This window comes from Actinosynnema mirum DSM 43827 (genome assembly GCF_000023245.1).
GTDB lineage: Bacteria > Actinomycetota > Actinomycetes > Mycobacteriales > Pseudonocardiaceae > Actinosynnema > Actinosynnema mirum.
In genome coordinates this window covers 4,882,138-4,899,406 of the sequence record NC_013093.1, presented here as the reverse complement: position 1 = coordinate 4,899,406, position 17,269 = coordinate 4,882,138, and the positions used below count along the sequence as shown (strand labels likewise).

General features: G+C 73.3%; 14 protein-coding genes. 9 read left to right on the top strand and 5 right to left on the bottom strand.

Annotated features, from left to right (window positions below; genetic code table 11):
• The first annotated feature begins 88 nt into the window (after positions 1–88).
• From AMIR_RS20735 to AMIR_RS20715, 5 genes are read left to right on the top strand one after another with little or no spacing between them, the layout of a single operon-like run.
• Complete coding sequence (locus AMIR_RS20735) at positions 89–1,075, top strand: Bug family tripartite tricarboxylate transporter substrate binding protein (RefSeq protein ID WP_015802905.1); 987 nt, start codon at positions 89–91, stop codon at positions 1,073–1,075.
• Positions 1,072–1,659 (top strand): tripartite tricarboxylate transporter TctB family protein, encoded by a 588-nt coding sequence (locus AMIR_RS20730; protein WP_015802904.1) that lies wholly within the window; start codon positions 1,072–1,074, stop codon positions 1,657–1,659. Before AMIR_RS20735 ends, AMIR_RS20730 begins: the two co-directional genes overlap by 4 nt.
• A complete protein-coding gene (locus AMIR_RS20725; RefSeq protein WP_015802903.1) occupies positions 1,659–3,170 on the top strand; it encodes a tripartite tricarboxylate transporter permease in 1,512 nt (503 codons plus the stop codon). The genes AMIR_RS20730 and AMIR_RS20725 overlap by 1 nt, the downstream gene beginning before the upstream one ends.
• Positions 3,167–4,390 carry a CaiB/BaiF CoA transferase family protein gene (locus AMIR_RS20720; RefSeq protein WP_015802902.1) on the top strand — a complete coding sequence of 408 codons (1,224 nt, stop codon included), beginning with the start codon at positions 3,167–3,169 and terminating at the stop codon, positions 4,388–4,390. Before AMIR_RS20725 ends, AMIR_RS20720 begins: the two co-directional genes overlap by 4 nt.
• Entirely contained in the window at positions 4,387–5,214 is an 828-nt protein-coding gene (locus tag AMIR_RS20715; RefSeq protein WP_015802901.1) for a citryl-CoA lyase, read from the top strand. Before AMIR_RS20720 ends, AMIR_RS20715 begins: the two co-directional genes overlap by 4 nt.
• Before the next feature lie 345 nt (positions 5,215–5,559).
• Here AMIR_RS20715 and msrA read toward each other — a convergent pair whose 3' ends face one another.
• From msrA to AMIR_RS20685, 5 genes are all read right to left on the bottom strand, one after another.
• Complete coding sequence (msrA, locus tag AMIR_RS20710; RefSeq protein WP_015802900.1) at positions 5,560–6,063, bottom strand: peptide-methionine (S)-S-oxide reductase MsrA; 504 nt, start codon at positions 6,061–6,063, stop codon at positions 5,560–5,562.
• 119 nt (positions 6,064–6,182) lie between these two features.
• On the bottom strand, positions 6,183–6,848 hold the full coding sequence (locus AMIR_RS20705) for a hypothetical protein (protein WP_041836909.1): 666 nt from the start codon (positions 6,846–6,848) through the stop codon (positions 6,183–6,185).
• Complete coding sequence (locus AMIR_RS39370) at positions 6,845–7,648, bottom strand: hypothetical protein (RefSeq protein WP_015802898.1); 804 nt, start codon at positions 7,646–7,648, stop codon at positions 6,845–6,847. Before AMIR_RS39370 ends, AMIR_RS20705 begins: the two co-directional genes overlap by 4 nt.
• 272 nt (positions 7,649–7,920) lie before the next feature.
• Complete coding sequence (locus tag AMIR_RS20690; RefSeq protein ID WP_015802897.1) at positions 7,921–8,850, bottom strand: GDSL-type esterase/lipase family protein; 930 nt, start codon at positions 8,848–8,850, stop codon at positions 7,921–7,923.
• Between the two features lie 118 nt (positions 8,851–8,968).
• Positions 8,969–10,900, bottom strand: coding sequence for a tellurite resistance TerB family protein (locus AMIR_RS20685; RefSeq protein ID WP_015802896.1), 1,932 nt, complete (start codon positions 10,898–10,900; stop codon positions 8,969–8,971).
• A 337-nt stretch (positions 10,901–11,237) separates the two neighbouring features.
• Here AMIR_RS20685 and mptB point away from each other — a divergent pair, with 337 nt between their 5' ends.
• The 4 genes from mptB to AMIR_RS20665 all read left to right on the top strand — a co-directional run bounded on the left by mptB (position 11,238) and on the right by AMIR_RS20665 (position 17,209).
• Positions 11,238–12,857 (top strand): polyprenol phosphomannose-dependent alpha 1,6 mannosyltransferase MptB, encoded by a 1,620-nt coding sequence (gene mptB, locus AMIR_RS20680; RefSeq protein ID WP_015802895.1) that lies wholly within the window; start codon positions 11,238–11,240, stop codon positions 12,855–12,857.
• 200 nt (positions 12,858–13,057) lie between these two features.
• Complete coding sequence (locus AMIR_RS20675; protein WP_015802894.1) at positions 13,058–14,407, top strand: cellulase family glycosylhydrolase; 1,350 nt, start codon at positions 13,058–13,060, stop codon at positions 14,405–14,407.
• Between the two features lie 173 nt (positions 14,408–14,580).
• Complete coding sequence (locus AMIR_RS20670) at positions 14,581–15,543, top strand: ricin-type beta-trefoil lectin domain protein (RefSeq protein WP_015802893.1); 963 nt, start codon at positions 14,581–14,583, stop codon at positions 15,541–15,543.
• Between the two features lie 700 nt (positions 15,544–16,243).
• Complete coding sequence (locus AMIR_RS20665) at positions 16,244–17,209, top strand: ricin-type beta-trefoil lectin domain protein (RefSeq protein WP_041836905.1); 966 nt, start codon at positions 16,244–16,246, stop codon at positions 17,207–17,209.
• Positions 17,210–17,269: the final 60 nt, after the last annotated feature.

Below are 17,269 nucleotides of genomic sequence, written 5' to 3'. Positions count from 1 at the left end.
AGGCGGTCAAGGTTGTCCACCAGGCGGACACTAGCCGTCGGGCGACCAAGTAACCCACCTCACCAAGCCGGATCACAAGGGAGTGATCGTGCCGAGAAAACGCCTCGTGCTCGGGGTACTGGGGGCCGTGGGCGCTCTCGTGCTCACCGGGTTCGCCGCCGTGGACGCCAGCAAGTCCACCGCGGGCGCCACCCCGCGCTCCAAGCTGACCGTCATGGCCCCCGCCGCTCCCGGCGGCGGCTGGGATCTCGCCTCGCGCGAGTTCCAGCAGGCCCTGCGCGGCGAGTCGATCGTGAACAACGCCCAGGTCGTCAACGTGCCCGGCGCCGGGGGCACGATCGGCCTCGGCCAGTTCGTCGAGATCGGCCCCGACCCGACGCAGCTGATGATGACCGGCACCGTGATGGAGGGCGCGATCACGGTCAACAAGTCCCCGGTGAACCTCCTGGACACCACCCCGATCGCCCGCCTCGCCGAGGACTACGAGGTCTTCATCGTCCCGGCCGACTCCCCCTACCGGTCCCTCGCCGACTTCATCGACGCCTGGAAGCGCGACCCCCAGGCCCGGCCCGTCGGCGGCGGCGGTCTGGGCGGCACCGACCACCTCCTCGCCGGTCTCGCGGCCCGCAGCGCGGGCATCGCCCCCGAGCAGGTCAACTACATCGCCTTCGCCGGCGGCGGAGAGGTCCTGACCGCCCTCCTCTCGCACACCATCGAGGTCGGCATCAGCGGCTACAACGACTTCCGCGACCAGATCGAGGCCGGAACCCTCCGCGCCCTCGCCGTGTCCGCCGAGGAGCCCGTCCCCGGCATCGACACCCCGACCCTGGTCGAGCAGGGCGTCGACGTCGCCCTCCCGAACTGGCGCGGCCTGGTCGCCCCGCCCGGCATCACCGCCGAGCAGCGCCAGGAGCTGATCGACATCGTCACCGAGATGTCGACCACCGCCGACTGGAAGGAGGCCCTCCAGCGCAACAAGTGGGTCGACAGCCTCCTCACCGGCGACGACTTCACCGACTTCATCCGCGAGGACCAGGCCAGGGTCGACGCGATCATCGAGGAGCTGGGCCTGTGAGCGCCACCCCGCCCGTCCCGCCCGTCCCGCCCGTCCCGCCCGTCCCACCCGTCCCACCCGCGCCGACCGCACTCGCCGAGCGCGCTGGCGCCGCGGACTTCCTGCGCCGCCGAACCGGCCTGATCATCCCGCTGCTCCTCCTGGTCACCGGGATCGTCCTCGGTGTCGGCACCCTCACCATGGAGGTGCCGCGCAACGCCGCCTCACCCGGCCCGCAGCTGTTCCCGACCCTGATCGCGATCGCCTGCCTGGTCTTCGCGGTCCTCATGACCGTCGACGTCCTGCGCCACCCGGAACCGGCCCGCGTCGCGGACCCGTCCCACGAACCGACCCGCTTCCGCGGCAACCACAGCGCGGTCCTCCAGTTCGTCGGCACGATCGTCGTCTTCATCGTCATCCTCAACCCGCTCGGCTGGCTGCTCTCCGGCGCACTCCTCTTCTGGGGCTCCGCCCGAGCCCTCGGCAGCCGCCGCCCCCTCTTCGACCTGTTCCTGTCGCTGGCGATCTCCTCGATCGTCCAACTGGCCTTCTCGGCGGGGCTCGGCCTGAACCTGCCCCCCGGCATCCTGGCGGGAGTGCTCTGATGGACCAGTTGGCCAACCTGGGTCAGGGCTTCCTGACCGTCCTGACCCCGATGAACATGCTCTGGGTCTTCGTCGGCGCCCTCCTGGGCACCGCGGTCGGCGTGCTGCCCGGACTCGGCTCCGCCATGGCGGTCGCCCTGCTCCTCCCCGTCACGTTCTCGCTCGACCCGATCGGCGCGTTCATCATGTTCGCGGGCGTCCTCTTCGGCGGCCTGTTCGGCGACTCGATCTCCGGCATCCTGATGAACACCCCCGGCAACAGCACCGCCATCGCCGGGTCGATCGAGGGCCACCGGATGGCCAAGTCCGGACGCGCCGCCCAAGCCCTCGCCACCTCCGCGATCGGCGCGTTCGTCGGCGGCATCGTCTCCTCGGTCCTCGTCGTCTTCTTCGCGCCCTCCCTCGCCCAGCTCGCCACCCTCTTCGGTCCCGCCGAGTACCTGGCGCTCGCGGTGTTCGCGTTCGTCGCCATCTCCGCCGTGGTCAGCGACTCGGTGCTGCGCGGCCTGTCCGCGCTGGTGATCGGGCTGGCGATCGCGCTGGTCGGCATCGACGGCATCTCCGGCGCGGCCCGCTTCACCGGAGGGATGCCCGAGCTGTTCGACGGCGTCGACATCGTCGTGATCACCGTCGGCCTGCTCGCGCTCGGCGAGGTCGTCTCGGTCGCCGCCAAGCGCGGCACCAAGCAGGACAACGAGGTCATCCCCTCCTCCGGCCGCTTGTGGTTGTCCCGCAAGGAGTTCCGCCTCGCCACCCCCGCGTGGCTGCGCGGCACCGCGATCGGCGTCCCGTTCGGCATCATCCCGGTCGGCGGCTCCGAGGTGCCCACGTTCCTGGCCTACGGCACCGAGCGCAGGCTCGCCACCCGCCGCGGCGACCGCACGTTCGGCAAGGGCGCCATCCAGGGCGTCGCCGGTCCCGAGGCGGCGGGCAACGCCACCGCGGGCACCGCGATGGGCGCGCTGCTCGCGCTCGGCCTGCCCACCTCGGCCACCGCCGCCGTGCTGCTCGCCGCGTTCCGCCAGTACGGCCTGCAGCCCGGCCCGCTGCTGTTCGAGCGGGCCAGCGAGCTGGTCTGGGCGCTGCTCGCCAGCTTCTTCGTCGGCATGGTCGTGCTGCTGATCCTGAACCTGCCGTTCGCCCCGCTCTGGGCCAAGCTGCTCCGGGTCCCCCGGCACTACCTCTACAGCGGCATCACCGTGTTCGCGATGCTCGGCGTCTACGCCACCAGCGGCAAGATCCTCGACCTGGTCCTGGTGCTCGCCATCGGCCTGCTCGGCTTCGCCATGCGCCGCTACGGCCTGCCCGTCGCGCCCGTGCTGATCGGCGTGATCCTCGGCCCGCTCGCGGAGACCGAGTTCCGCAGGGCCATGGCGGTCAGCGGCGGCGACCCGGCGGTGCTGGTGGGCAGCCCCATCGCGATCGGCCTCTACAGCGTGCTCGTGCTCGGCGTCGCCGGGCTGCTCGTCCAGCGGGCGCGGACCCGTCGTCGACAGGAAGCGCAGGCATGACAAGCGAAAACCCCCCGGAGCGACCGCTCACCGGGGTCAGGGTGCTGGACCTGTCCAACGTCCTCGCCGGGCCGTACGCGGGCTACCAGCTCGCGCTGCTCGGCGCGGACGTGGTCAAGGTCGAGGTCCCCGGCGTGGGCGACCTCGCCCGCCAGTTGGGCGCGTCCGCCGAGCTGAACCGGCGCCGGCTGGGCGCGTCGTTCCTCGCGCAGAACGCGCAGAAGCGCTCCCTCACCCTGAACCTGAAGTCGTCGCGCGGCAAGGAGGTCCTGCGCAGGCTCGTGCAGAGCGCCGACGTGCTCGTGGAGAACTTCCGCCCCGGCGTGCTGGAGCGGCTCGGCTTCGGCTGGGACGCGCTGCGGGAGCTCAACCCCCGGCTCGTGTACTGCGCGATCTCCGGTTTCGGCCAGACCGGGCCGCTGCGCGCCAAGCCCGCGTACGACCAGATCATCCAGGGCTACTCGGGGATGATGAGCGTGACCGGCACGACCGGCACCGCCCCGCTCCGCGCAGGCTACCCGATCGCGGACGTGCTCGGCGGCCTGGCGGCGGCGTTCGCCGTGTCGTCGGCGCTGGTCGGGCGCGAGCGCACCGGGGTGGGCTGCTCGATCGACGTGTCCATGCTGGAGACGGCGGTGACCGCGATGGGCTGGGTGGTGTCGAACCACCTGATCGCCGGTCAGGCCCCGCGCCCGCTGGGCAACGACAACGGCACGGCGGCCCCGTCCGGCACGTTCCGCACCTCGGACGGCGACCTGAACATCGCGGCGAACAAGCAGGAGCAGTTCGAGCTGCTCTGCGCCGCGCTGGGCAGGCCCGAACTCGTCGCCGACCCCAGGTTCGCCGAGCGGGAGTCCCGCAAGGCGCACCGCGCGCAGCTCACCGCCGAGCTGGAAGTGGCCCTCACCAAGGAGAGCGCCGCGCACTGGGAGGAGGCGCTCAGCTCCGCGGGCGTCCCGGCGGCGGCCGTGCTGAGCGTGCCGGAGGTCCTGGCCAGCCCGCAGATCGTGGACCGCGGCCTGGTGCACGAGCTGCCGTTCCCCGGCGGGGTGCTGCCGGAACCGCTGCGCGTGCTGGGCAACGGCATCCGCGTGGACGACCGCCCGAGCACCCCGTCGCTCCCACCACCCGTGCTGGGGGAGCACACGGACTCGCTGCTGGCCGAGCTGGGGTACGCCGCCGAGGAGATCGCGGCGCTGCGCGAGGAGGGTTCGGTATGACGGACGTGACCGGCCCGACCGTCGAGGACACCACCGCGTGGTGGTCGACGTCGATCACCCGGATCGCGCCGGGCGAGATCGACCTGCGCGGCTACCCGATCGAGCAGCTGATCGGCAAGCTCGGCTTCGTGGGCGCGATCTGGTTGCTCACCAAGGGATCGCTCCCCACCCCCGCGCAGTCCCGCCTGCTGGAGGCGGCGATGGTCGCCAGCGTCGACCACGGCCCGCAGGCCCCGTCGATCGCGAGCGCGAGGATGGCCGCGACCTGCGGGGTGGGCATCAACGGGGCGATCGCCAACGGCGTCAACGTCCTCGGCGACACCCACGGGGGCGCGGGCCAGCAGTGCGTGGAACTGCTGTGCGCGATCGTCGACACCGCCCGCCACGACGGACGCCCCGTGACCGAGGTGGCGGCGGAAACCGTGGCCGAGCACCGCGCCCGCAAGGCGTACCTGCCGGGCTTCGGCCACCGCTTCCACCCCAGGGACCCCAGGCGCGACGTGCTCCTGACCCTGGTCCGGGAGGCCGTCGACACGGGCGAGGTCGCGGGCGAGCACCTGCGGGCCGCACTGGCCGTCGAAGCGGCCCTGGCCCGAGGCTCCCGCAAACCCCCGATGAACGTCGACGGCATCACGGCGGTGGTCTACGCGGAACTGGGCGTGGAACCGGAACTGGCCAGGGGCTACTTCGTCCTGGCCCGCTCCGTGGGCATCCTGGCCCACGCCTGGGAGGAGTCGAACTCGGGCCGCCGCATCAAGGGCCCGCTGCCGCCACCCCTGCTGGCGGACTACACCGGCGAGCCGACCAGGGACTTCGAGGGCTGAGGGAAGAGGGGAACCGACCGCAGGAGGCGCGCTGTGCCGGGAGACGTGGGGGGACCGCGCGGGCGGTGGAGCGCTTGGCCGCTCGTGGTCGTGGTCACCACCGCGCTGGGGTTCCTCGGGATGATCCCGTTCGCCCTCTCCGCCGCCATCGGCGCCGAGTCCGCCGGGCTGACCGGGCGTCCACCCGGTTTCCCGAGCCCCGCCACCACGAAGGGCCCGCTCCCCACCGGGGAACGGGCCCTTCCGCGTCAGCGCCCGGCGCCCAACCGCCCAGCGCCCAACCGCCCGGCGCCCAACCGCCCGGCGCCCAACCGCCCGGCGCCCAACCGCCCAGCGCCCAACCGCTCAGCGCTCGCCGAGCTGCCACTCCGGCCGCACGTAGTGGCACGTGTACCCGTCCGGGTAGCGGACCAGGTAGTCCTGGTGCTCCGGCTCGGCCTCCCAGAACTCGCTCGACCGCGTCACCTCGGTCACCACCTTGCCCGGCCACCTCCGCGACGCGTCCACCTCGCCGATCACCTGCTCGGCGACCGCCTTCTGCTCGTCGGTGTCGTAGAAGATCGCCGACCGGTAGCTGGTGCCGATGTCGTTGCCCTGGCGGTCCAGGGTCGTCGGGTCGTGGATCTGGAAGAAGAACTCCAGCACCTGCCGGTAGGACAGCAGCGCCGGGTCGTAGACGATCTCGATCGCCTCCGCGTGCCCCGCGTGGTTGCGGTAGGTCGCGTTCGGCACGCTGCCCCCGGTGTAGCCGACCCTGGTGTCCAGGACACCGGGGTGCCGCCGGAACAGGTCCTCCATGCCCCAGAAGCACCCGCCCGCGAGAACGGCGCGCTCGGTCACAGCAGTCATCAGGTGTCGCTCCTCGGCTGGTTCGTGGTCCACCAGGGGGAACGCCCGCGCGCCCCGGTGTCATCCCGCACCCGATTGTGACCCACGTCCACCCCCGCCGCCGAATCGGCGCCCCGCGCTCAGCAGCCCCGGTCGGACCTGGTCAGCGCCACCGAGCCCAGCCGCTTCGCGCCCTGCGGCACGCTCACCTCCCCGCCCGCGCGCCACCCCCACGCCTCCGCCCCGCCCAGCAGGTACAGCAGCAGCTCCACCCGGCCGCTCCTGGTGCACACCCCCTCCTCGCCCACCGGCACCGCCCGCGCCCACCCGCCGGGACCACCGCGCCCCGGATCGGCGGTGCCCGCGTCCACCGGGGTCAGCACCCGCACCGGTGGACGCTCGTGCGGGACCCCGTCGGGACCGGTCAGCTCGCGCGCCACCAGCACCAGAGCCCCCTCCGCCGGGTACGCGGGCACCTCCAGCTCCACCACCGCCACCGGCCCGTCCACCACACCCCCGCACGGCGCGCGGAACACCACCAGCACCCCGTCCGCGGGCGTCGGGTCGCCGCACGCCGGAACCCCGCCGCTCACCGCCCCCGGCCGGTTCGTCGCGCTGCCGGACAGCGCCGCAGGCCCCGCCCCCGACCCCGCCGCGGACGCCTCGCCGCCGTCCCCGCGCACCCGGTCGCTGAACGCCACCAGCAGCGACAGCACGCCCACCGCCGCGCCCACGGCCGCGATCAGCGCCACGTTCCGCGCCGCCCCGTCCCGCCGCGCCGCCCGTCCCGATCTGGAACCGCTCACCGATCCTCGCAATCCGGGGTCTGGTCGGCCCTGGTGACCGGCACCCGGTCCAGGAGCCCGCTGCCTGGGGGAACCACCGCGCCGCCCGCGAGCTCCGGGCCCGCCAGACCCGTCCAGCCGCGCGCGGGGAACCGGTAGGCGAGCAGCTCGGCGCCGGTCCGGTCGCCGACGCACCACGCGCCGATCCGCACCACCAGCGACCACCGGCCCGGCTCGTCCGCCCATCCCACCACCAGGTCCCTGACCGGCGCGGGCGCGCCGTCCCGGTCGGTGGAGGTGCGCAGCACCAGCGCGATCCCGCTGTCCTCGTCCAGCTCGCCCACGTCCAGCTCCACCCGCTGCCACAGCCCCACCGCCGCCCCCGCGCACGGCTGCCGGAACACCGCGACCGCGCCGGAGGGCGCGGAGCAGGCGGGGGAGCGCACGGGGGGCCGCCCGGTGCCCACCACCGCGTCCACCGCCCGCAGCGGAGTGCCCGGCGCGGCGGGGGAGGTGGTCGTGCTGACCGACGTGGTCGCGCCGGTCGGCCGAGCGGCGCTGGACGCGCCGGTGGTCGTCGTCGTGGGCGCGACCGGCGGCGGGGTGACCGAGGGCTGCTCCGAAGGGGCCCTGGCCGCCGGGTTGGTCGCCGTCACCGGGAAGGTCGCCGTGACCGTCCACAGTGGAGCGGACTCGGCCGGGTCCACCGCGCGCACCCGCTCCGCCCGCGTCGCCCCCGGCGTGGTGGCCGCCGCGGCGACCACCAGCACCGCCACCGCCGACCACCCGGCCAGCGCGGGCAGGCGCCGCTTCCACCCCATGTCCGCTCCTCAGCATCCGGTCACCGGGTGATCGGCGGAGGAGGCGGACATGTGTCACCGGGAGGCCGCACACCACCCGTTCGGCCGCCCCCCGGGGCAGCGGGGGTAACGACCGGGGCGCCGAGCGGATGAGGCAAGCGGGGGAGACCACCGCGAACGGGCGCGGCGGGAACGATCGGCGGGGAAACGACACCGCGCGAACCGGCCGCCCGCAGCCGACCAGCCGCCCGCTGCAGCCCGCCCGCTGCAGCCCGCTCGCTACAGCCCGCCCGCTACAGACCGCTCGCCCGCAGCACCCCGTCCGCGATCACTTCGTGCCCGGCGGGCTTCGGGTGCACGTCGGTCAGCTCGCAGAAGTACGTCAGCTCGCACACCGTCGCCACCGCTCCGGGGATCTGCCCGTGCACCGGGTCCGGGACCAGCTCCGCCAGCGGCCGGTACGCCCCGGTCGCCTCGGTCACGTCCACGAACCGCGCCCCGACCTTGTCGTACTCGGCCTTGAGCGAGGTGTTGAAGAAGTCCCGGAACAGCGACACCGACAGCTCGGCCAACCGCTGCCCGCCCGGCACCTCGTCGTTCACCCACGCGCCGAGGAACACGTCCGGGTAGGTCAGCCCGACGATCGGCGCGTCCCCGGCCGCCGCGCGCAGCTTCGGCAGCGCGGTCGCCAGGTTGGCCTTGATCCGCGTCACGGCCTGCGTCGCGCACGCCACCACCGCCTGCTGCGGCTGGGAGGCGCACGGGATCAGGTCGTTGCCGCCGATCACCACCGTGACCAGCCCGACCTGCCCGGCGCTCGCCTCCAGCTCGGCGACGGCCGCGTCGACCTGGGTGCGGCCCGCCGTCTCCGGCGCGTCCAGGGCCCGGTTGCCGGGCGTGCAGTCCGCCCCGCCCACCAGGTCCGCCGAGGTGGCCCCGCTGCACGCGAGGTTGACCAGCCGCAGGTCGGCCCGCTCGGCCACCAGGTGGCTGAACGCGTCCTCCGACGACCCGCCCCGCTGCCCGCCGACGGGCGGGCGGAACCCGGTCGCGTAGGAGTCGCCGACCGACACGTACACCTTGCGCGGCGGCGGCGCGCTGCTCGTGGTCGCGCTCCCACCGGCGGCCCCCTCAGGTCCGCCGGAGTCACCGGAACCCCCGGTGCAGGCGGTCAGCGCGAGCAGCAGCGCGCAGGCCAGCGCGGATCGGTGGCGTCGCAGCACGGGAGAACCCCTCGGGTCGGCAGCACGAACTCCTGCCGCCCCAGGGTACATACCTGGGGTACATAACGGACACGCCGCGACCCGTCGAGCGCGCGGCCGGGTGACGGTGACGCCCGGCTCAGCCGTTGTCCTGCTCCTCCTCGAACGTCAGCATCGCCGCCACCTCGCCGCCGCCACCGCCGTCCGTCCCGCCCTGGAGCACCGAGACCGGCTTGGTCTCGGCCTCCCGGAACGCCACGATGCCGGTGCGCACCGAGTCCGGGTCCTGCCCCAGCAGCTTGTAGATCTTGCGCAGCACGGCGACCTCGCTCTCCGAGATCTCCCCGTCCGCCGCCGCGATCGCGCTCGCCACCTCGGCGATCTGCGCCCGCTGCTCGTCGCCGAGCACGCTGATCCGCTTCGCCAGCCCGGTGAGCTTGAGCGGCGACACCAGCAGCCAGTCCAGGTGCGCGGTCAACCGCATCCGCTCGCCCGGCGTCAGGTCCAGCCGCGACTGGAGGTACGCGACCAGGTGCCCCCACTCGGCGTCGGACACCTCGTCGTCGGCGGTCGACACCACCGCCGCCAGGTGCAGCAGCGCCGTCGCGGACGCGTACGCGGGCGTCAGCTCCCTCGGCTGCTCGGCGGTGACCCGGAACAGCACGGCGGGCCCCTCGGACTGCACGGGGCCGCCCAGCCGCGCGTCCGGCTCGATGCCGACGCCGAGCCTGCCCAGCAGCTCGGCCATGCCGACCGCGTCCGCCTTGGTGAACTTGCCCGTCGCGCGCGCGGGCCACAGCGCCACCAGGTCCGACACCTCGACGCCGCACTGCCAGGTCCGGCCGGGCAGCGCCTCGTCGATCAGGTCCAGCAGCTCCTCCAGCTCCGGCGACGGGTCGGCCAGCACCGGCGACGGGTGGTCGAACAGCTCGGCGGGCAGCAGGAGCAGCGCGGTCAGCGTGCCCGCCGCGTCCGCGTTGCGCGCCAGCAGCCTGCTGTACGGGCCGAGGTCCTCGGTGCACGAGTCGACCAGCGCCGTCAGCACCTTCGTCGGCGCCGCCGCGCTGATCACGTCCGGCAGGTCCGCCGACAGCGCCGCCGACTTGATCGCCGGGTTCGCCGGGACGTAGGACAGCTTCACCCTGCGCTTGAGCGGGCGCACCACCATGCCCGGCCCGTGCTGCGCCCGGTAGCGCGCGTGGAACAGGGCGCGGAACAGCTCCGGGTAGCGGGTGGCCGCCGACTTCAGCGACACCGCCGGGTGCGCCATGGCCCACGCCCACGCCCACTCCGCCGGGACCGGCCGCTCGTCCGCGACGAAACCGCCGATCCCCACGGCCAGGTCGTGCGCGACCTCCTCGGCCGACAGCACCGCCGGGTCCGGCGGCGCGAACACGTCGCCGCCGCCCAGCACCCGCAGCACCTGCTGGAACGCCTCGGCCTGCGCGCGGAACCCGGCGTGGTGCCCGTACACCTCGATCAGCCGGGTCACCTCCACCAGCACGCGCGGCAGGTCGGCCTTCGCCGCCGGGTCCCGCGCGGCGTCCACCAGCGCCCGGCGCTCCAGGCCGTAGAAGTACAGGAAGACGTAGCCGATGTGCGCGGTCGTCGCCCGCCGCCCGCTCTCCAGCCACAGCACGTACGCGGCCCTGGCCTGCGGGGTCAGCGAGTGGTACGCGGGCTGCTCGGGCACGTCCCGGCCGCCGTAGTCGGGCACGTCCCAGTCGATCGGCAGCGCCGGGTCGATGACCTCGCCGTCCCGGTTCCCCTGCGGCCTGCCCTGCGGGAGCCTGCCGTAGTAGAGCATCCCGCCGGGCAGCGTGGCGTCCGGCACCCACACCGAGGTGCCCGGCGGCACCCAGGCGATCGCGTTCGGCGAGGACGTCATCAGCGCCCGCGTCGGGTTGGGGCCCTCCTGCTCGGCCAGCGGCATCGCCAGGACCTTCGTCGCGGTCGGCCCCGCGTCGGGGAACGGCACGAACGCGGGAGGCTCCTGCTGCACCTGGACCGGTGTGCTCGCGCTCGCCGGTTCGATGTTGAACACCTTCAGCAACCGGTCGAACAGCCCCACTCGCCCGCTCCCTCACAACCCCTGCCCCGCCCCACGCGGGTGCCCCTGCTTCGTCCAGCGTCCACGACGCCCCGCCCCCGTCCGGCTTCGGCGACCGAACGAGTTGATCACAATCGGTAGCACCCCCTACCGCCGCAGGCCAAATGGCGCACGTGTCCCCCTCGCCGGTCGCGCGCGCGGGAGAGACCCGGATCACCGGGAAAACCCGCTGATCACGGCGTTCGGCCGCATAGGTTGTCCTCCCGTGGTCGTACCCCGGCTACGCCCGTGGTCCGACGCGACGGGGTCGCCCGCCGGGCGATCATGGGGTGCGCGCCGCCCAGTGGAGAGGCCCCGGATGTCCGACCCCGCCAGGAAGAACACGACCGCCGTCGACGGCTCGACCGGCGCGGACGTGCCGGGCGCGGGCGTGACCGGCGTGGAGACGCCCAGCGCTTCGGTGGTCCAGGCCACTTCCGCGTCCAGCGCCACGCCCGCCCCCGGCTCCGCTCCCGCGCGCGCGACGGCGTGGTCCGCGTCACCCGAGGTGCCGCGCTGGCTCGGCGTCGTCGCGACGCTCCTGCTCACCGGGGCCGCCTGGACCGCGCTCCTGGTCACCGACCCGCCACCCGCCGTGGCCGTCACCGCCCTGGCCGCGGGCGTCTCCGGCGTCGGACTGCTGGTCCTGGCGTGGTCGCTGCTCGGCCGCACCGCCCGCACCCCCGACGGGCTGCCCGCCGTCGCCTGGCTGCGCGGAACGCTCGCGCTGTGGGCCGCGCCGCTGGTCGTCGCGCCGCCGCTGTTCAGCGGGGACGTGCACAGCTACCTCGCGCAGGGCGAGATCGCCGCGCGCGGCATGGACCCGTACGAGCTCGGACCCGCGCAGGCGCTCGGGGCCGGCTCGGAGATCGTCTCGCGGGTGAGCGACCACTGGCAGGGCACGCCCTCGCCGTACGGGCCGCTGACCACCGCGATCCAGCAGGCCATCGCCACCGCCGCGCCGGGCGACCCGGTCGTCGGCGTGCTGCTGCACCGGGCGTTCGCGCTGCTCGGGGTGCTGCTGGTGGTGTGGGCGGTGCAGCGGCTCGCGGTGCTCGCCGGGGTGTCGCGGCGCACCGCGCTGTGGCTGGGCGCGCTGAACCCGCTGGTGCTGTGGCACTTCGTCGCGGGCGTGCACAACGACGCGCTGATGGTCGGGCTGATGCTCTCCGGCGTCGCGCTGGCGCTGACCGCGCTCACCGGCGAGGTCGACCGGTGGCAGCTCGTCGCCGGGATCGCGCTGATCGGGGTGGGGGCGGCGGTGAAGCTGCCCGCGATCATCGCGCTGGCCGTGGTCGGGACCGCGCTGGCCCGGCGGTTCGGCGGCGGTCACGGGAGGTTCGTGCTCGCCGGGGCCGCGATGGTCGTGGCGTCGGTGGTGGTGTTCGCGGCGCTGTCGCTGGCGACCGGGGTCGGGTTCGGGTGGCTGTTCACGCTCGGCACGTCCGGCGGGGTCAACAGCTGGATGGCGCCGACGAACTGGTTCGGGTTCCTCACCGGGGGGATCGGGGCGCTGTTCGGGGCGACGATCACCCAGACCATGATCGGGGTCGGGAAGCTGATCGGGTACGCGGTCATCGCGGGCTGCTTCGCCCGCGTGCTGCACCGGCAGCTGCGCGGCCGGGTCGAGCCGATCGCCGCGCTGGGGCTGATGATGGCGGCCTTCGTGGCGTTCGGCCCGGTGATCCAGCCCTGGTACCTGCTGTGGACCGTGCCCGCGCTGGCCGCGTGCCTGCCGGTCGGGCGGGTGCACCGGCGGATCGCCTGGCTGGTCGCGGCGCTCTCGCTGGTGATCCCGCCGCTGGCGGGGAACTTCGCCGGGCGGGTGGGGGAGCTGGTCGGCGGGTACGCCGGGGGCGCGCTGGTGGTGGCGGCGGTGTTCTTCGCGCTGCGGCGGGCGGGGGAGCGGGAGCGGGCGGGCGTCGCGCAGGCCGGGTGACCTCGTGGTGACCGGGTGACCGGGGCGAGCGCCGTGGGCAGGTCGGCGCGCCCGCGCCCGTGCGGCTGAGGGCCGGCTCGAGTCGATTCGCCGTCGAACCGCCCGCTCCGGGCTCGAAGCGTTCGACGGGGTTGTCGAACCCCCGTTCACCAACCATGCTCGGACCGCGTCACGGTCCCCTCAACGCAGAGGTCACTGTCATGACCAGGGTATTCGCCTTGCTCGGCGCCACGCTGCTGGCCATCGCCGGCCTCGTGGTCGTCGCCCAACCGCCGCAGGCGCAAGCCGCCGTCGGCCTGCACGTCAGCGGCACGAAGATCGTGGAGGCCAACGGGCAGCCGTTCGTCATGCGCGGGGTCAACCACCCGCACGTCTGGTACACCGGCCGCACCAGCTCGTTCGCCGACGTCAAGGCGCTCGGCTCGAACACGGTGCGCGTGGTGCTGGGCAGCGGCAAGCGGTGGGGGCCGTCCAGCGACACCGCCGCGGTCATCGCGCTGTGCAAGCAGAACAAGCTGATCTGCGTGCTGGAGGTGCACGACACCACCGGGTACGGAGAGGAGGCCGCGGCCGCCTCGCTCGACGAGGCGGTGGACTACTGGATCTCCCAGAAGTCCGCGCTGGTCGGCCAGGAGGACTACGTCGTCATCAACATCGGCAACGAGCCCATCGGCAACACCAACGCCGCCCAGTGGACCGACGCGACCGTCAACGCGGTCAAGAAGATGCGGACCAACGGGTTCCAGCACCTGCTGATGGTCGACGGCCCGAACTGGGGCCAGGACTGGCAGTACGTCATGCGCGACAACGCGCAGCGCGTCCTGGACGCCGACACCCAGCGCAACACCGTGCTGTCGATCCACATGTACGCGGTGTTCAGCACGCCCGCCAGCATCATCGACTACCTGGACCGCTTCCAGGCCAACGGGTGGCCGCTGGTGATCGGCGAGTTCGGCTGGAAGTTCGCCTCCGGCGAGGTCGACCACGAGACCATCCTCGCCCAGGCGCAGGCCAGGGGGATGGGCTACCTGGGCTGGTCGTGGAGCGGCAACACCGATCCGATCCTGGACATGGCCACCGACTTCGACCCGGCCAGGCTGACCACGTGGGGGCAGCGCATCTTCAACGGCGCCAACGGGATCAAGGCCACCTCGCGCGAGGCGTCGATCTACGGCGGCGGCAACCAGCCCACCAGCACGACGACGACGACCACCACCACGACGACCACCACGACCACGGTCCCGCCCACCGGCTCGTGCACCGCGAGCTACACCACCACCGGCCAGTGGCAGGGCGGGTTCCAGGCGGAGGTGCGGGTCACGGCGGGGTCCAAGGCGATCAAGTCGTGGACGGTGACCTGGACGTTCGCGGACGGCCAGACCGTGAGCAACGCGTGGAACGCCGACGTCACCTCGTCCGGCGCGACCGTGACCGCGCGCAACGCGTCGTACAACGGGTCGCTGGGGGCGGGCGCGAGCACCGCGTTCGGCTTCCTCGGCACGACGCGCGGCGCGAACACCGCGCCGACGCTGAGCTGCGCGGCGTCCTAGCCGACACCCCTGCCGCGGCCCCCCACCCGACCGGGTGGGGGGCCGCGGTGGCGCCTCCCGAGCCGGTCGCATCCGCCATTCGGGTTCCACCATCAGGTCGTTGCCCTGCGGTTTTCCGCCGTTCTAGCATCGCGCTGGCGACGGCGCGCGCCCGTCGTCCGAGGGGGCACGACATGAGGCGCTGGTTGTCCGTCGCGTGCGCGATCGCGCTGCTGCCGCTCGGGGCGCCCGGCGCCTCGGCCGCGGAACCCGACATGTCGGCCCCGGAGCGGGCCGTGCCCGAGAAGACGGGTGTGATCGTCGACGGCGGCAGCGGCAACCGGGCCTCGCTCGGCGCGACCAGCACCGGCAACACCGTGGCCGGGAGGGTGTGGAACGACGACGGTGACGGCGTGCGCCAGGACCACGAGTCGGCCGCGCAGCTGGAGATCCGGCTCTGGACGCACCACCCCACCGCGGGCTGGAGCGCCGTCCGGGTCACCTCCTACGGCGGGGCGTACGCGTTCACCGACGTTCCGCCGGGCAGCTACCAGGTCCAGGTGTGGGTCCCCGCGTCGAGCCCCGAGGCGGTGACCCGGTTCGGCGCGGGCGGCGACCGGCAGCGCGACTCCGACGTGCTCGGCCCGAACGCCGAGAGCCTGCCCGTGGTGTTCGCGGACGGCGGGCCCGAGACCAGGGGGGTGGACGCCGGCCTGGTGCCGGGACGGTCGACCGGGAACTCCGTCAAGAGCGCCGCCAACCACTGGTGCCTGGACCAGGAGGCCCCGAACGGGCTGCCGCCCACCGCGGGCGTCGGCGCCTACCGCTGCCACGGCGACCGGAACCAGAAGTGGTACTTCTACTGGATCACCACCGAGGTGGTGGAGGTGTGGGGCGGCTGGAACTGGGACTGCCTCGACCAGGAGTTCCCCGGTGACCAGAAGACCAGCGAGGTCGGCGTGCACCCGTGCCACGGCGGCGTGAACCAGCGCTGGCGGGTGTACCACAACGAGCTGCAGGGCGAGCCGATGACCGTCGCCAACGTGCGCACCGGCGAGTGCCTGGACCAGGAGTCCCCGCAGGGCCCGCCCACCAGCGGGGTGGGCGTCCACGCGTGCCACGGCGGGCTGAACCAGAAGTGGTACGTGGCGGACTGAGCATTTTCCCGGCGGGTTCGGCACTCCGGGGAAACCTGAAGGCGGTGTGCACCCCTATAAAGGGTTGCCCGCTTTTCGTGCTTAACCTCGTGGTGGCGGCGGTGAACGTCCGCCGCGCTGGGGGAAATGACATGAAGAAGTGGTTCGCCGTCGCGTGCGCCGCGACGGTCTCCGGGGTGGCGATGACTGGCCCGGGACCAGGGGATCCGGTTGTGGGAGTACGGCCAGGTCGGCAGCGCCTGGGTGCTGGTCGGCAGCACGCTCTCCCGTAGCGGTGGGTACGGCTTCAGCGCGGGGCGGGCGTCTGCCGGGTCCAGATGACCGCCTCGACCGGGAGTCGCCCCTCGGTCCGCCCGCCACGGGCGTCGGCGCGCACCGCTGCAACGGCGCCCCGAACCGGGTGTGGACCCTCGCGGGGTGAGTCGCCGGGCCGAACCGATCGGGAAGTGTGACCCGGTCGGTTCGGCCTTCCTGGTGACCCGAACGTTCGGCGACCAAAGCAGGCACCCCTGAAAGCAGTTCTTCCCTTGTGGCGCAAGCGATTTTCCGCGTTGCTCCACAAGGGAGGGTGATTGGGCCATCAGGTCTATACCGGGGTGCGTTGATCTCGATCTAGCATCGCTTCGGCGGTGGCGCTCGTCCGCCGCACTAGGGGGCTAGTCGTATGAGACGCTGGTTGTCCGTGGCGTGCGCAGCTTTCGTGGCACTCCCGCTGGGGGCGGGGATCGCGCAGGCCGAGGAGCCGGTCGAGCAGCAGGACCGCGTGGGGGTCAAGGTCAGCGAGGCGCTCGCGGGGCAGTCGTCCCCCGAGGACTTCCTCGCCCGCGCGAGCAGGAACGACATGTCCGCCCAGGCGGTCGGCAACAACACGATCGCCGGTCGGCTCTGGAACGACTTCAACAACGACGGCTACCGGGGGGACAGCGAGTCCGGCCTGTCGACCCGCGTCGTCCTGCTCGGCGAGGTGAACGGCGTCCCGACGGAGACCGAGACCTACTCGCAGGGCAACGGCGCGTACGCGTTCTACAACCTGCCCGCGGGCATGTACCAGGTCTGGGTGGACGTCAAGCCGGTGAGCACGTGGCTGATCCCCACCAGGATCAGCGTGGGCGGCGACCGCCAGCGCGACTCCGACATGGTCGGCCCGGTCGCCCTGAGCATGCCGGTCCACTTCGTCGACGACGGCCCCGCGCAGCGCGGCGTCGACGGCGGCTTCATCACGTCCGAGTACTACTACGGCTACAGCGTCAAGAACAGCGCCAGCGCCTGGTGCCTGGACCAGGAGTCCCCGCAGGGCTTCCCGACCACCACGGTCGGCGTCCACCACTGCAACAACGGCATCAACCAGGTGTGGGACGTGAAGTGGGACTTCACCGAGCACCTCGGCATCGTCCGGTTCGAGAACTTCTCGTCCGACTACTGCCTCGACCAGGAGTACCCGAACGGCCTGCAGACGCCGCGCGTCGGCGCCTACCCGTGCAACGGCGGCACCAACCAGAACTGGGTGCTGCACCACAACGAGCTCTACGGCGAGCCCGCGCTGTCGATCAACCAGCGCAGCGGCTACTGCCTCGACCAGGAGGCCCCGCGCGGCACGCCGACCACGGTGCTCGGCGCGTACCTGTGCAACGGCGGTCAGAACCAGAAGTGGTACCTGAACGACTGACGTTCCACCAGCACCACCGAACCGGGTCACGCCACGCGCGTGGCCCGGTTCGCTCTTCCC